The following is a 15,259-nucleotide window of genomic DNA, read 5'->3' as shown; positions in this document are numbered from 1 at the left end:
AGCTCCCGTGCAGGGCCGCGGGGATTTTCCTCAAAGTCACCCCTCCTGTCTTTCGGCCGGGAACGTCGTCGCCCAGCTCACGTCCCAAGCCGCATGCCCAATTTGTGCCCGCGCTCCGCCGGCCGGCTCGCGTTGATCGCCGCCGCGCTGCTCTCTTTGCTCGTCTTCGGCTGCGCCAGCATGCCGATGAACATCCCCGGCGCGCTCCCCCCCGCACGCGACGCCGCGAATGCCGAGCCATGAGCGCGGTTGCGCTTCGGCCGATTCGGGCGGAAAGTCCTCGCATGTCCCTCCTGCGGCCGCTCTCCGTCTCGCTCCTCGCCATCGCGATGTTGCTGACCGCCTGCTCCACGCCGCCCCCGCCGCGCGTGGTCACCCGCACCGTCTACCGGATCAACACCGCGCTCCTGCTCGCCTCGGAGGACGGACAACTCAACGCCGAGCAACTCCAGGCCAAGCGCGACGAGATCGTGCGCTACCTCACGGAACGCGGCTTGCTCTCGCCGGACGACGTGCTGGTGAGCAACGCCGCCGCCGCCGACCGCATCATCCGCGTGTCTGTCACGGCCAGCGGCGAGTTCCAAGTCACCGTCTTCAATCCGGGCAACGTCGGCGCCGCCTACTCCGCTCCGTCCCGCGACTCCGCCACGTATCCGCCCACGGCGCTCGCGTCGAACTACGACCCGTTTTTCGACTTCGGCTATTACTATAATCCGTGGCCTGAGTTCGGTTATTATCCTTACCGCCCCCGCGACTATCTGCGGCCGCACTACCCGCGCGACTACCTGAAACCCGTCGAACCGCGCCGCCCCGCGCCGCCGCCCGTGGTCGTCACTCCGGCACCGCCGCCTCCGATCCGCCCGAGCCGTCCGCACGATCGCGACAAGAACCACGATCGCCGCCCCGACGACGCCGTCCCACCCCGGCGCCCCGACACGCACGATCGCCATCACGACGGCCCGCCCGATACGCGCGACCACGGCGATCGCCCGCGCCCGCATTCTCCGCCGCCGGTGTCATCGCCCCCGCGTCCTGAAACGCACACTCCTCCGCCTCCGCCGTCTTCGCGCCCGACTCCCGCTCCGCCCCCCGAACGCCACCGCGACAAGGACGATCCGCGCAACAACACGAACGACCGGGAACGCTGAGCCGCTGCGCCGACCGCGCGCCCACGCACCGGCACGCACCGGGAAAGCGCCAGCAAGCGCGCGCTCCGCCCACGCCTTGCCCGCTTCAAACCGCCACGCCGCACCTACCGTGCGCGATCAAGCCGACACCCGCGGCTCCGTCACCCAGCGGTGGATGCCCTGCGCCGCTTTCCGGCCGTCGCGCACCGCGTGCACCACGAGGCTCGGCCCGCGCACCGAGTCGCCGCCGGCAAACACGCCCGCGACGCTCGTCATCTGGTTGCGGTCGACCTTCAATCCATCCCAATCGTCCACCTCGATCTGCGCGAACGCGCTGCCCTCCGGCCAAGGCACGGGATCGAAGCCGTAGGCGACGAGCACGATGTCCGCCGCGATCGCGAATTCCGAGTTCGGCACCGCGCGGGGCTTGCGCCGCCCCGAAGCGTCGGGCGCACCGAGCTCCATGCGCGTGCAACGCACCTCGATCAGGTCGCCGTTCGCGTTGCCGACGATTTCCGTCGGATTGGTGAGGAACAGGAAACGCGCGCCCTCCTCGGTCGCGTTCGCGTATTCCTTGCGGCTGCCCGGCATGTTCGCGAGGTCGCGGCGATAGACGCACGTCACCTCGCTCGCGCCGCTGCGCAAAGCCGTCCGCAGGCAATCCATCGCCGTGTCGCCGCCGCCGAGCACGACCACGCGCTTGCCGGTCACGTCGACCTGTGCGCCTTCCGCGAGCGGCGAATCGACGTTCTTCGGAATCAGGAACGGCAACGCGTCGACGATGCCGCGCAGATTCGCGCCCGGGATGTCGAGCGGCTTCGGCTTCTGCGCGCCGACCCCGAGGAAGATCGCGTCGAATTTTTCCCGCAATTCCTCCAGCGAAACGTCCCAGCCGACGCGCACCCCGAGCTTGAACTCCACGCCGCGGCGCACGAGCAGGTCGACGCGGCGCTCGACCACGTGCTTCTCGAGCTTGAACGCCGGGATGCCGTTCACCAGCAGGCCGCCGGGAATCAGCTGCGACTCGAACACCGTGACGCCGTAGCCGAGCTTCGCCAGCTCGTCGGCGCACGCGAGCCCGCCGGGCCCGGAACCGATCACGGCCACGCGCCGGCCGTTCGCGGGCGCCTGCAGAAGCTCGAAGCCGCCGTGGCGGAACGCGTATTCGTTGATGAACCGCTCGACCGCGCCGATCGCCACCGCGTCCGTCTTCGACGTGAGGATGCACGAGCCCTCGCAAAGTTTCTCCTGCGGACACACGCGCGAGCAGATTTCCGGCATGTTGCTCGTCGCGCGGGACAACGCAGCCGCCCCGAGAAAATCGCCCGCCGCCGTCAGGGCCAGCCACTCGGGGATGCGGTTGTTGAGCGGACAGGCCTGCACGCAACCGGCATTCGGGCACTGGATGCAGCGCGCCGCCTGCGCCCGCACGGTCGCCTCGTCGAACTCCCGGTAGATCTCGTGAAAATCCGCCACGCGCTCCTCCGCGGCCCGCTTCGGGGGCGAAGCGCGCCCGATGGTGGACCAAGCGTATTTGGCGGTCTGGGGTTGGAGTTGCGGCGGCATACCTGCGGGAAGGAATTCCGGCTCTGCCATCCTGCCCGTAATCGAAGCGCCCGGCCCCCCGCCCTTTGCGCAACCCTGCGCAAGCTTTGCGGCCTCGCGTCCGGCACTACGGCACAAAGGTGAATTGGAGATCCAACTCGGATGCCACGGTTTCGGCGTGCAAACCGGGTGCCGCGCCCGGCTCCCGGGGCGGCGTGGCGCGCAGCACTCGCGCCGGCTGGAATCGCCATTCCCGCGCCGCCACGCGGACCGCGTCCAGGAATACGTCTTCGGCGCGCCCATGCGTCGAGAGCCCGGCAGGACTTGTCGCGACATCGAGCACCTGCCCGTGGGCGTCGATGCGCACCCGCACGGTGAGGATCGCCGCCGAAGCACCTGGACGCCACAAATCGCGTGGATAGCGCGGCGCCGCGAGCAAACCAAGCGGCTCCGCGGCTTGGAAGAACACGGCCGCAACCGACTCCGAAACCGCACCCGCGTCGTCCCCATCCGGTTTCGCCGCTGCCCTCGCGGCCGCTTCCTCCGGCGGGGAGAGCAAGACGTAGCTCGCGGCACCAACGCCCGCCTCCGGCAACGCACGGTCCGAATGCTGGCATGCAGCAAAAGCGAGCCAGCACAACCCGGACACGAGACGCGCCACGCCGCGCATGCTTACTTCAGCATCCGCACGCGACGGTGCTTTTGCGGGAATTGCAGCGTCACGACCGTGCCGACGCCTTCCTTGCTCTCGATGCCGACGTGCCCGCCGTGCTCGCGCAGGATGCGCTGCACGATCATGAGCCCGAGGCCGTGACCGCTCGGCTTCGTCGTGTGGTAGGGCGAAAACAGCTTCGCCATGTCGCCCGCCTTGATGCCGCTGCCGGTGTCGGCGAAGGCGACGTAGACCGAATCGTCGTCCGTGCGCACACGCACGCTGAGCCGGCCGCCGGGCGCCATCGCCTCCATGGCGTTCTTCGCGAGGTTGAAGAACACCTGCTTCAACTGATCGCGATCCGCCATGATCACCGGCGTGCTCGAAGGCAGTTCCCCGTCGACCGTAATGCCGCGGTCGTCGAGTTCGCGCGATTGGAAGCGCAACACGTCCTCGATCACCTCGACGACGTTCACCTCGGCGAGATCGGGCGGGCGCGGGCGGATGGCCTCGAGGAAATTCTTGATGATGCCGTCGAGCCGCGCGACCTCGTCCGAACACACGCGCACCGACTCGGCGAGCGCATCGCCATCCTTGGTGCCGCGGAGCTTTTTCAACCGCCGATCGATGAGCTGGAGATGGATCGTGAGGGAGTTGAGCGGATTGCCGAGTTCGTGCGCCACGCCGGCGGCGAGGAGCAGGATCGAGGACACGCGCTCGTTCTCGATCAGCTCTTCCGTGGTCTTTTTCTCGTTCGTGATGTCCGTCAGGATGATCGCGTAGCGCATCCCGCCGTTGGCACCCTCGTGAAACGGCACGCGATACAGCCGGACCACGCGCGGCTGCGGGTAGTTCAGCTCGAACTCGCGCGTGACGAGCGGAGAGCCGCGGTCAGCCGCCTCGCCCCCTTCGCCTCCGCCGAGCGAAGCCCGCAAACCTGGCACGAGCCGCCACAGCGAGGCGCCCGTCGCGCCCTCCTTCAGGCCGATCAGCCGCATCGCCGCCTCATTCGCGTAGTCGATCTCGCCGTCGGCATCGATCACCAGCACGCCTTCCTGCAAGGTGTTGAACACCGACTCCAGCAACGCCCGCTCGCGCACAAGCCGCTGCACGAGATTCTGCAGGTTGGCCTGATCGAGCTGATCGAGCCGGCCGAGAACCTTGTCGAGGGAGCTGTGCTTCTTGCCTGCCATGCGAGCGCGTCGGCTAATCAGCACGGCACGACGCCGGTCGTCAAGGTAGGGCGCGGACTCCGCTCCGCGCCGCGAATTCTCGGCAGCGAAGGTAGCCCGGCCTCTCCGAGGACGGGTGTTTTGATGCGCGGCAACCGCCGCTCCCGCGCCCGGAGGTCGCGGGCTACCTATTGCGACTCCGGGGCCGATTCCTCGCCGAAGAACGTCAGCTGTCCCTCCAAGTCGCGTGGCTGGGCGAAGAGTTTCCGCAAAAAACTGTCCCGGTGCGCCACGCAGCGCCCGAGCTTCAGCACGGCCTCGCGATGCTCCTCGGTGCCGTAGCCTTTGTGCTGCGCGAAGCCGTAGGCCTCGTGCACCTTGTCGAGTGCGTCCATCATCCGATCGCGCGTCACTTTCGCGACGATCGACGCCATCGCGATGCACAGCGACCGCGCGTCGCCGTTCACCAGTCCCTCGTGCGGATACGGGAAGTGCCGCAGCGGCAGACCGTCGACGAGCACCTTGCACGAGACGGTCGGCTGGAAGGCCGCGCGCTCCGCTTCGCTCGCGAAAAGATCCGGCTCGATCTTCCGCTCGAACGCCGTCGGCGGATAAATCTGCTCGAGCGCGCGGCGCATCGCGAGCTTCGTGGCGCCGAGAATGTTCAGCGTCTCGATCTCCGCCACGCTCGCCACACCGAAGGTCGCGTGGATCTGTCCGGCGCGCGCCAGCTCGTCGAATTCCGTCCACAGCTCCGCCCGCTCCTCCGCGCTGAGCTGCTTCGAGTCGTTGACGCGTCCACCTTTCGCGACCGCCCATTTTCCCTCGAGGAACTCGCGCGTCACCAGCACCGCGCCGGCCACGACCGGACCGGCCAGCGCGCCGCGCCCGGCCTCGTCGACGCCGATGAGTCCCTCGAAGCCGTGAATCTGCTTCAGGTCGAACGCGCGGAGCTGGCGGCGTTTCACCGGCATGACTTGCTTGTGGGAGTGAGCTTGCTCACGACAGCGGCGCGCGGGTCGCGAGCAAGCTCGCTCCCACAGGCCCGACGGTTTCGTTGCGCTTGAGAGACCATCGCTGACTCAACTCACCGCCGCCATTCCGTCTTCTCCTTCGGTTCCTTCAGCGGCAGCTCGTCGAGCTTGCCCGCAGCGGACACGACTTCGTAGCTCGTGCGGAAGTGCAGCTTCGCGAACCGCGGCAACGCCCGTGCGCCCAAGCGTTCCACGATCGCCGCCGCCTGCGCCTTGGCCTGCGCGCCGGCGCCGAACTGGAGCTTGTCGCCGAACTCGCGCGAGAGCTCGCGCATCTGCCGGACGAATTCCGCGCGCGCCACGACCGACGCGGCGGCGACCACCGGGTCCGACTCGGCCTTCGTGCGCATCTCGAGGTTGAAGCGCTCGAGTCCGCGCTTCTTCAACTCGCGTTGCACGAGCGGCTCCTTGGAAAACTGGTCGAGCAGGCCGCGCGGCACCCATTTCTTCTGCAACGCCGCCTCGAGCGCCCGGGCGTGCTGCCACGCGAGCAGGCGGTTCAGGTTCGCCGTCGGCTTGAGCATCAGCTCGTTGTATTTCGCCATGCCGCAATAGACGACCTCGACGACCGCGCCGGACGTGCCGCGGATGAGCTCGTCGAGTTTCAGAATCTGCGAGTCCTCGATGCTCTTCGAGTCGCGCACACCGGCCTTGCACCACGCATCGATGGCGGGTTTTTCGGCGATGACGGTCGCGGCCACGACGGGCCCGAACAGGTCGCCCTTGCCCGACTCGTCAAGGCCCGCGTGCGGTTCGAACCATTCGGGATGATGCACGTCGTCGTAGCCGAGTTGCGCGAGACCCGTGACTTCGGCCTCGATGACATTCTGCACGAAATCCTCCGTCTCCTTGCCAGCCACGACGACCTTGCCGCTCGTGTAGGCGGTGACGTTGACCTTCGGGCCTTTGAACGCGAACCGCGCATACGGCACCTCGACCTCCTCCCAATACTTCTTCGCCACGGCGGCGCGCAGCTTTTCCATCTGCGCATCGTCGAGCTTGATCGTGTAAGTGGTCAGCGCCTTCGGCTTTTCTTCCGCGGCGTCGTCGAACCGTTTCGGCATGCGGAGAGGTGGCCACAAAGAGACGCAAAAATACACGAAAAACTTGCCGAGCCCTCACTCTGTCACCGCGAGGCGACGTCTGCGCAAAACCCTCCTTCCCTCTGCTGGTTTTTTGTGTCTTCTCGTGCCTCTTCGTGGCCTCTCATCCCGCGCAACTCACCGCCCGCCGGGCCGACTTCCATGCCGCGCTGCATGGCTGGTATCGCGTCCACCAGCGCCGCCTGCCGTGGCGCGACGCGCCGTCGCTCTACAAGACCGTCGTCTCGGAGTTCATGCTCCAGCAAACGCAGGTCGCGACCGTGCTGCCCTACTTCGATCGCTGGCTGCGCACGCTGCCGGACTTCGCCGCGCTCGCCGCCGCGCCGGAGACGAAGGTGCTGAAACTCTGGGAAGGCCTCGGCTACTACTCGCGCGCCCGCAATCTCCACAAACTCGCCCACGCCCTCGTCGCACGCCCCGCCCCGCCGCGCACGCCGGCCGAGTGGCGCGAATTGCCCGGCATCGGTCCATACACCTCGGCTGCGATCACGAGCATCGCCTTCGGGGAACCGGCCGCGTGTGTCGACGGCAATGTCGTGCGCATCCTCGCCCGCCTCACCGGCGAGACGAAGCGCTTCGCCACCGGAGTCGACGCGGCGAAACACTTCACGCCGCTCGCCGACGCCCTGATCGTCGGCGCGGATCCCGGCACGCACAACCAGGCGATGATGGAACTCGGCGCGACCGTCTGTTTCCGTGCCAAGCCGCTTTGCCTGACGTGCCCTGTCGCCGATTTCTGCGCCGCGCGCCGAGCGGGCAATCAGGACGCTTTGCCGCGTTTCGCCCCCAAGCAGATCGAGCAGAAGTCCGTCATGCGGACTTTCGTCCTCGATCGCGGACGCGTTCTGCTGCGCCGGGGCGACACGAACGCCAAACGCCTCGCCGGCGTGCACGAACTGCCGGAGGCGAGCGACCTCGGCGTGAAACCCGCCGCGTCCGCCCTGCTCGCCACGAAACGGCGCACAATCACGCGCTTCCAAATCACGGAGCAAATCTATGCGGTGCAACTCGACGCCGCGCTGCGCAAACGCATCGCCGCGGACGCCGCGCTCGAGTGGATCGCACGCGACGCACTCGACCGCGTCACGCTGTCCGGTCCGCACAAGCGCTGGATCGCGGAGTTGCTCGCCGACGCGGGTGGAACGCGTTGACCTCAACGCGTTCGAGAAACTGCGTCGCGATTGAAATCCGAGCACGTCGGGGTCGACGCACTCCACTGCGCACTTCACCCGCGCTCGGAGATCGCGGGCTACCGACTCAACCGCCGAATCGATTTCGGATCAGTAGCTCGGCGCGTTGTTTCGAGACGATCACGTCCTCGACCGTGAGCCGCGGGCTGAACTCGAGCACGAGCGTGTGTTCCGGCCGCCAAAATTCGCTCACCATGGCGAAGTCGATTTTGCCCGAGCCGATCGCCTGATGGTCGTGCCCGTCCGCGCTCACATCGTGCAAGTGAAAGCCGATGGCGCGCGGCGCGTTTTTCGTGAGATGCTCGCGATGATCGATGACGCCGAGACTCGCCTTGATGTGCGCGTGGCCGGTGTCGTGCCAGTAACCGGCGAGCAAGTCCTGTGGCAGCGTCTCCACGTATGGCGCGTAGTCGTCGTCGAGCGGCAGCTCCTCGAGCTTTTCGCGATTCTCGAGCGCGAGCGCGATGCCGTTCTTCGTGGCGTAGGGCAGCAGCTCCGCGATGCTCGCGCGGGTGTTCTCCCAGAAAAGCTGTTTGTGCGCCCGCAGCTTGCTCATCACGCCTCCGAGCAGCTTCCGGTAGGCGACGTCCTTCGTGAGGTCCTCTCCCGGATGCGCATCGACGTAGCGCTCGACCTTCCGCACCGGGTTCATCCAGAAGAACTCCAGGTTGCCGAGGTGCATCACGAGCTTCTTGGCGCCAACCTGCGCGGCGAACTCCACGGAGCGCTTGCTGTGTCGCAGCCATTGCTCGCGCTCGCGGCGATCCTTCGCGCTCGGGACGTAAAGATTCGGCGCCGCGTGTGTGATGCCGGTCGGCAACGGGCAGAAATTGTGGCACGACGAGATCTTGATCACGCCCTCCTCGACCGCGCGCAGGATGCCGGGCACGAGCGTGATGCGGACGCCGTGGCTGAGCTCGGCCCACTCGAAGCCGAGCGAGGCCATCTCCTTGAGCATCTCGTAGCCATCCTGGTGCCGCTGCGAGAGCCAGCAGGTGGACAGCGAAAGGATGGGCTTCATGGGTGAGCTGTCACTAGGACAACTGTTTGCGCATCTGGCAAGCGGCGTGGTGCCGCCGACCGCCGGGCCATTCGGACAATAAAAAACCGGCCGCGCGCACTAGGCAGCGACCGGTTCGGAAAACGGGAGCGACGCGGAACTCAGTTCGCGTAGCGGGCGCGGAGCATCGCGGTGAAGGCAGCGACCTTCTCCTTGCGGCGGCGCTTCTCGCACGGCTTCTCGTAGTAACGCTTCGCGCGCACGTCTTTGATGATGTTCTCGCGGTCGAGCTTCTTCTTCATGCGGCGCAGCGCACGGTCGATCGGCTCGTTTTTGCGCATTTTGATCTCGATGGACATGGGAAAGGGAGTGGTTGGGAAGTGTCGAAAGGTCCACAAGAAGCCGGGCGCGCGAAGCCGCGTCAACAGCTATTTTTTCGGATGCAGGGCGGGGTCGCCTGGCCCTGCCGTCGCGCGCTGCCGCAACCGCGTTCGTGGCGCGGTCGCGAGACGCCGCCCGACATGGTTAAGGCTGCGTGGATGAACGAACTTCGCGTGTCGGCAAGGTGTGAGGTCTTTCCGCTTGCGGCACCCCGCCGCGCGGCTTCCGATGCCTCCCCGTGGCCGCTCCCGACAACAGTTTCGTCCATCTTCACGTCCACACCGACTACAGCCTGCTCGACGGCGCCTGCCGCATCGACCGCCTGATGGGCCGCGCCAAGGACCTCGGGATGACCGCCCTCGCGCTCACCGACCACGGCAACATGTATGGCGCCATCGAGTTCGCCAACGCCGCCAAGTCCGCCGGCATCAAGCCGCTCATCGGCTGCGAAATCTACCTGACCGAGACGTCCGCGCTCGAGAAAACGGGCCGCTCCGAGGACGGCAAGAGCTACTACCACATGGGGCTCTTGGCGAAAAACCTCCAAGGTTACCAAAACCTCCTGAAGCTCGTCTCCTACGCGCACCTCAAGGGCTTTTACTACAAGCCGCGCGCGGACATGGAGACGCTCGCGAAGTATTCCGGCGGCCTCATCGGCTTCACCGGCTGCCTCGCCGCCATCGTCCCGCAGCACCTGCTCCACGACCGCTACGAGCAAGCGCGCCAGGCTTGCGGACGCTTCGTGGAAATCTTCGGCCGCGAAAACTTCTTCGTCGAAATCCAGGACCACGGCATCCCCGAACAGCGCAAGATCATCCCCGGCCTGCTGAAGCTCGGCGAAGAGTTCGGCCTGAAGGTCATCTGCACGAACGACGTCCATTACGTGAACCACGAGGACGCCGGCCCGCACGACTCGCTCCTCTGCATCCAGACCGGCGCCAAGGTCGCCGAGACGGACCGCATGAAATTCGACGGCACTCAGTTCTACCTGAAGTCGCGCGCCGAAATGGAAAAGCTCTTCATCGAGGTCCCGGAGTCGGTCGTGAACACCCATGCCGTCGCCGAGATGTGTGAGACGGGCATCATCCCCTTCCCCAAGGGCTCCGAGCGTTACCCGAAGTATCCGCTCCCCGCCGAGATCAAGGACCAGCTCACGCCCGGCGGCTACCTCGAGCAGCTCTGCCACGAAGGCCTGAAAAAGCGTTACAACTTCAACTACGACGACGTCGCGACGCGCCCCGCCGTCGCCGAACGCCTCGCGAAACTCACCAACCTCCCGCCCGGCCAGAAACCCGTCGCGCCCGACTACAACGGCCTCCCGCTCGAGGAGGAACTCGTGGTGCGCCTCGCCTTCGAGCTCTCGATCATCCGCGTCACGGGTTTCATCGACTACTTCCTCGTCGTCTGGGATTTCATTCACTGGGCGAAATCGAAAGGCATCCCCGTCGGCCCGGGCCGCGGCTCCGGCGCCGGCTGCCTCGTCGCCTACGTGCTTGGGATCACCAACCTCGACCCGATCCGCTTCAAGCTCCTCTTCGAGCGCTTCCTCAACCCCGAGCGCGTGTCGCCGCCCGACTTCGACATCGACTTCTGCATGCGCCGCCGCGGCGAGGTCATCGACTACGTCCGCCAGAAATACGGCAACGACTGCGTCGCCAACATCATCACCTACGGCACGCTCGGCGCGAAGATGGTCGTGCGCGACGTCTCGCGCGTGCACGACCTGCCCTTCGCCGAGGCCGACCGCCTCGCCAAGATGATCCCCGACGAGCTCAACATCGAGCTCAAGGCCGCCATCGAAAAATCCGCCGAGCTGAAAAACGAATACGACCGCAACCCGGTCGCGAAAAAAATCCTCGATCAAGGCCTCGTGCTCGAAGGCATGGTCCGCAACACCGGCAAGCACGCCGCCGGCATCATCATCACCGACCAGCCGCTCGACGAGTTCGTCCCGCTCACGCTCCAGGAAGGCGACGTGACCGTGCAATACGACATGAACGCCGTCGGCAAACTCGGCCTGCTGAAGATGGATTTTCTCGGCCTGAAGACGCTGACCGTCATCTCCGACGCCGTCGCCAACGTCCGCCGCACCGCGCAGCCCGACTTCGACATCGAGACCATCCCGCTCGACGACCCGAAGACCTACACCATCCTCAACGCCGGCAAGACCGTCGGCGTGTTCCAGCTCGAATCCGGCGGCATGCAGAACGCTTGCAAGCAGGTCGGCGTGACCGACATCAACGACATCAACGCCATCTGCGCCCTCTACCGCCCGGGCCCGATGCAGTTCATCCCCGACTACGCCCGCGGCAAACGCGACCCGTCCACCGTCGCCTACCCGCACCAACTGCTCGAGCAATCGCTCAAGGAAACCTACGGCATCATTGTCTACCAGGAGCAGGTCATGGAGTGCGCCAAGATCATCGCCGGCTACACGCTCGGCGGCGCCGACATGCTCCGCCGCGCCATGGGCAAGAAGGACGCCGACGCGATGGCGAAGGAGCGCATCAAGTTCGTCGAAGGCGCGAAACGCGTGAACGACATCAGCGAAAGCAAGGCCAACGAAATCTTCGACCTGCTGAACAAGTTCGCGAACTACGGCTTCAACAAATCCCACTCCGCGTCCTACGCGCTCGTCAGCTACCAGACCGCGTATCTCAAAGCGAACTACCCGGTCGAATTCATGGCCGCCGTGCTCACCGCCGAGCTCGGCAACGCCGAAAAGGTCTCGCACTTCATCGCCGAAGCCGAGGCGATGGGCATCACCGTCCTCGGCCCCGACGTGAACGAATCGCGCGGCGACTTTACCCCCGTCGGCGACAAAATCCGCTTCGGCCTCGCCGGCATCAAGGGCGTCGGCGAACTCGCCGCCGCGAAAATCATCGAGGAGCGCGAGGCCAACGGCCCGTTCGCGGACTTCGCCGACTTCGTGCGCCGCGTCGACGGCCGCGCGATCAACAAGCGCGTGCTCGAGCACCTGGTCAAGACCGGCGCCTTCGACTACAGCCACGCGCCGCGCAAGCCGCTCTTCGACGGCATCGACGCCGCTCTTGCCGGCGCAGCCGCCCACGCTCGCGACAAGGCCGCCGGCCAGCACTCGTTCCTCGACATGCTCGCCGACGAGAAGCCGAAGCGCGGCAAAAAGGTGGCCGCCGACGTCCCCGGCGGCGACACGCCCGCTGCCGCTTCCGACTCCGCCGCCGACTTCACCTCGCAGGAGCGCCTCCAATTCGAAAAAGAACTCCTCGGCTTCTACGTCTCCGGCCACCCGCTCAACGCCTACGCCGGCCTCGCCGAAGCGCTCAGCACGCACACCGAGGAGACCGTTCTCCTCGAAGGCGACCGCGTCGAGTTCCGCCTCGCCGGCCTGATGAGCGGCATCACCAAGCGCCTCTCGAAACGCGACAACCGCCCGTGGGCCTTCTTCAATCTCGCCAGCCGCCGCGCGACGATTTCGGTCAACATGTATGCCGACGCCTACGAGACCTACGGCAAGATCCTCGCGGAAAATCTCCCCGTCGTCCTCCTCGGCTCCGTGATGAAAGGCAACGACGGCGCGCGCCTGAACATCAAGGAGGTTTACCACCTCGACGCCTACGTCCCGAACAACATCCGCAAGGTGACGTGGCTCCTCACGCCCGATCATCCCGGCGTCGCCGATTTTCTCCCGAAGCTCCGCAAAGCCATCGACGCCGCCAACGGCGACACGAAGATCGAGATCGCCTTCCTCTTCGAAGGCCGCGTCGCGCCGATCGCGGAAACCTCCTTCGCGCTGAAATGGCGCGTGACCGGCACCGCATTTCAAGAACTGCGCAACCATCCCGCCGTCGCCGGCGCCCTGATCGAAGCCCGCACCCCCGAACTGAAAGAAGTCCGCCGCTGGGGGAAAAAATCCTTCGGCGGCTGATTCCGCCCGCCACCCCGCAGCGATGCCGGGACGCAGCCCTGCTGCGCCTGGCACGGCCGCGCTGAAAGGTGGTCGCCGCCGTCCCGGCGGCGACAAACGCCCGCGCCGACTCGCAGCTTCGCGAAGTCGGTTTGACCCCACGATGCAGCGCATGTCTTTTCCCCGAGCGGGCCAGCACATTTCCATGTTCCACCTTCGCCTCCCCGTTCGCGGCGTCATCTTACTTGCCGGTTCAGCACTACTGACAGCGCTCTCGCTCCGTGCCGCAGGGAAGCCGGCGCAGTCCTTGCCCGCCGCATCCACGCTTACGTCGCCAGAGCAGATTCCGGTGGAATATTTCTTCCGCTCACCCGCTGTCGCCGGCGCCGAGCTTAATCCCTCCGGCACTCACATCGGCATGAGAGTTTGCGATGTTCTCCATGACGCCTACGGGCTTTTCTTTTACGATACCGCAACCAATGTCATGGATGGCACACGAGGTGACCAGACCTATGACATATACTCGTTTGTCTGGGCTGGTGACGAACGCGTAGTTTTCAACGTCGCCCGCGACCAGCACTATTATTGGGGATTTTTTTCGATGCTTCGAACTGATCCGAAAAAACGGATCGTTACACTGAGCAGATACACCGGGACATTTCTCGGAAAACCTCGGACGCGTCCTGATTCAATTTTCGTCCCTGATCACCGCGGCGTTCTGGAAATAGACGTGCGGAAAAACTCCCTCAACTATTTCGGCGACCGCAACAAGAACGTCGTCGGGATTATCACGCGGCCCCAAAACGTGGACAGTGTGCCTAGATGGCTGTGCGACCGCGATGGCGAGATTCGCTACGCATTCGGGCTAATAAAAGCCGAGCAATTACTCTTCCGCCGGGCGAGCGACGGCAAATGGACTCCGATCAAGATCGACTTTGAGCGCGACACTCCACTCGCAGTCGATACCGACTCTGCTGTGCTGCTAATTGCGCATCTCAACGACGAGGGGAGCTGCGAACTCCGCCGCTTCGACACGCGCAATAACTCTCTAGGCCCCGTGCTCTACACGGACGAAAAATACGATTTCAGCGACGGTCGGCTGCATTTTTCCCCCGACGGACGTGAACCCGTCAGCCTTACCTATGCGCAGCAGGCTCCGACGCGTTTTTGGTTTCGTGCCGCCGATCAGGCGCTGCAGGCGACAATCGACTCCGCTCTGCCGCCAGATCGTCTCAACCACATCACCAGCCGCAGCCGCGACGGGCAGAAATTGCTCGTCACCAGCGGCTCCGACCGCCATCCCGGCACGCTCTACTTCATCGACCTCGCCGCCCACAAGGTCCGCAAGATCGCCGACCTCGCCCCTTGGCTCCCCGAGAGACTCCTCGCGCCCGTCCGCCTGATGAGCTTCCGCACGCGCGACGGCCTCACGCTCGACGGCTACGTCACGCTCCCACAGAACTACGTGGAAGGAAAACCCGCGCCGACCGTCGTCCTGCCGCACGGCGGCCCCTGGGCCCGCGACGTCTGGGGCTACGAGCCGTGGAGCCAGTTCCTCGCCTCGCGCGGCTACGTCGTCTTCCGCCCGAACTACCGCGGCTCCTCCGGCTACAACGCCGCGCTCTCCCTCGCGCCGGCCATGGAGTTTCGGAAAATGCACGACGACGTCACCGACGGCGTGCGCGCCCTCGTCGCCGCCAAAATCTCCGACCCCGCCCATCTCGCGATCTTCGGCGCCAGCTTCGGCGGCTACCTCGCCATGAGCGGCGCGGCGTTCGAACCGGACCTCTACAAATGCGCGATCACCTTCGCCGGCGTCTTCGACTGGGCCGAACTGATGCAACAGGACAAGGACAACGGAAACGAGTATCGCTACGCGTGGCTGCGCCGCGATTTCGGCGACCCCGAGAAGGACCGCGCCAAATTCGACGCCATGTCCCCGCTCCAAGCCGTCGCAAACGTCCGCATCCCGATCTTCGTCGCCCACGGCAAGGAGGACCGCAACGCCGACACCGACCAATCGCGCAGCCTCGTCCGCGCTCTGAAAAAAGCCGGCGTGCCCCACGAAGCGTGGTTCATCCCCGACGAGGCGCACGGCCTCAGCGAACTCGCGCACCGCACCGAGTTATTCACCCGCGTCGAAGCATTCTTGAAGAAGCACCTCTGACC

The 15,259-nt window shown here is 65.8% G+C and carries 12 protein-coding genes; 5 read left to right on the top strand and 7 right to left on the bottom strand.

Annotated elements, in window-relative coordinates; genetic code table 11:
- The first annotated feature begins 93 nt into the window (after positions 1–93).
- Positions 94–243, top strand: a complete 150-nt coding sequence (locus KF715_20575; protein MBX3739095.1) for a hypothetical protein — start codon at positions 94–96, stop codon at positions 241–243.
- Positions 244–284: 41 nt separating this feature from the next.
- Positions 285–1,148, top strand: coding sequence for a hypothetical protein (locus KF715_20570; GenBank protein ID MBX3739094.1), 864 nt, complete (start codon positions 285–287; stop codon positions 1,146–1,148).
- 117 nt (positions 1,149–1,265) lie between these two features.
- On the opposite strand, the gene KF715_20565 is transcribed toward KF715_20570, so the two are convergent.
- From KF715_20565 to KF715_20545, 5 genes are all read right to left on the bottom strand, one after another.
- Positions 1,266–2,693, bottom strand: coding sequence for an NAD(P)-dependent oxidoreductase (locus KF715_20565; GenBank protein ID MBX3739093.1), 1,428 nt, complete (start codon positions 2,691–2,693; stop codon positions 1,266–1,268).
- A 106-nt stretch (positions 2,694–2,799) separates the two neighbouring features.
- Complete coding sequence (locus KF715_20560) at positions 2,800–3,342, bottom strand: hypothetical protein (protein MBX3739092.1); 543 nt, start codon at positions 3,340–3,342, stop codon at positions 2,800–2,802.
- Between the two features lie 2 nt (positions 3,343–3,344).
- The gene (locus KF715_20555) at positions 3,345–4,517 is read right to left on the bottom strand and encodes a PAS domain-containing protein (GenBank protein MBX3739091.1); all 1,173 of its coding nucleotides are present in this window, start codon (positions 4,515–4,517) and stop codon (positions 3,345–3,347) included.
- A gap of 167 nt (positions 4,518–4,684) precedes the next feature.
- Positions 4,685–5,470, bottom strand: coding sequence for a ribonuclease HII (locus tag KF715_20550; protein ID MBX3739090.1), 786 nt, complete (start codon positions 5,468–5,470; stop codon positions 4,685–4,687).
- Between the two features lie 113 nt (positions 5,471–5,583).
- Positions 5,584–6,594 carry a ribonuclease HIII gene (locus KF715_20545; protein ID MBX3739089.1) on the bottom strand — a complete coding sequence of 337 codons (1,011 nt, stop codon included), beginning with the start codon at positions 6,592–6,594 and terminating at the stop codon, positions 5,584–5,586.
- Positions 6,595–6,866: 272 nt separating this feature from the next.
- Here KF715_20545 and KF715_20540 point away from each other — a divergent pair, with 272 nt between their 5' ends.
- A complete protein-coding gene (locus KF715_20540; GenBank protein ID MBX3739088.1) occupies positions 6,867–7,784 on the top strand; it encodes an A/G-specific adenine glycosylase in 918 nt (305 codons plus the stop codon).
- Between the two features lie 106 nt (positions 7,785–7,890).
- Here the strand turns inward: KF715_20540 and KF715_20535 are convergent, their stop codons facing one another.
- Positions 7,891–8,781, bottom strand: a complete 891-nt coding sequence (locus KF715_20535) for a sugar phosphate isomerase/epimerase (protein MBX3739087.1) — start codon at positions 8,779–8,781, stop codon at positions 7,891–7,893.
- Between the two features lie 203 nt (positions 8,782–8,984).
- Positions 8,985–9,182, bottom strand: coding sequence for a 30S ribosomal protein S21 (gene rpsU / locus KF715_20530; GenBank protein ID MBX3739086.1), 198 nt, complete (start codon positions 9,180–9,182; stop codon positions 8,985–8,987).
- A 260-nt stretch (positions 9,183–9,442) separates the two neighbouring features.
- Between rpsU and dnaE the strand changes: the two genes are divergently transcribed.
- Together dnaE and KF715_20520 are read left to right on the top strand one after the other, a co-directional pair.
- Positions 9,443–13,111 carry a DNA polymerase III subunit alpha gene (gene dnaE, locus KF715_20525; GenBank protein ID MBX3739085.1) on the top strand — a complete coding sequence of 1,223 codons (3,669 nt, stop codon included), beginning with the start codon at positions 9,443–9,445 and terminating at the stop codon, positions 13,109–13,111.
- 709 nt (positions 13,112–13,820) lie between these two features.
- Positions 13,821–15,257 carry a S9 family peptidase gene (locus tag KF715_20520; GenBank protein ID MBX3739084.1) on the top strand — a complete coding sequence of 479 codons (1,437 nt, stop codon included), beginning with the start codon at positions 13,821–13,823 and terminating at the stop codon, positions 15,255–15,257.
- Positions 15,258–15,259: the final 2 nt, after the last annotated feature.

The organism is Candidatus Didemnitutus sp., from assembly GCA_019634575.1.
Lineage (GTDB): Bacteria > Verrucomicrobiota > Verrucomicrobiia > Opitutales > Opitutaceae > Didemnitutus.
Note: the sequence above shows the minus strand (reverse complement) of the source record. Positions and strands in the feature narration are given on the sequence as shown.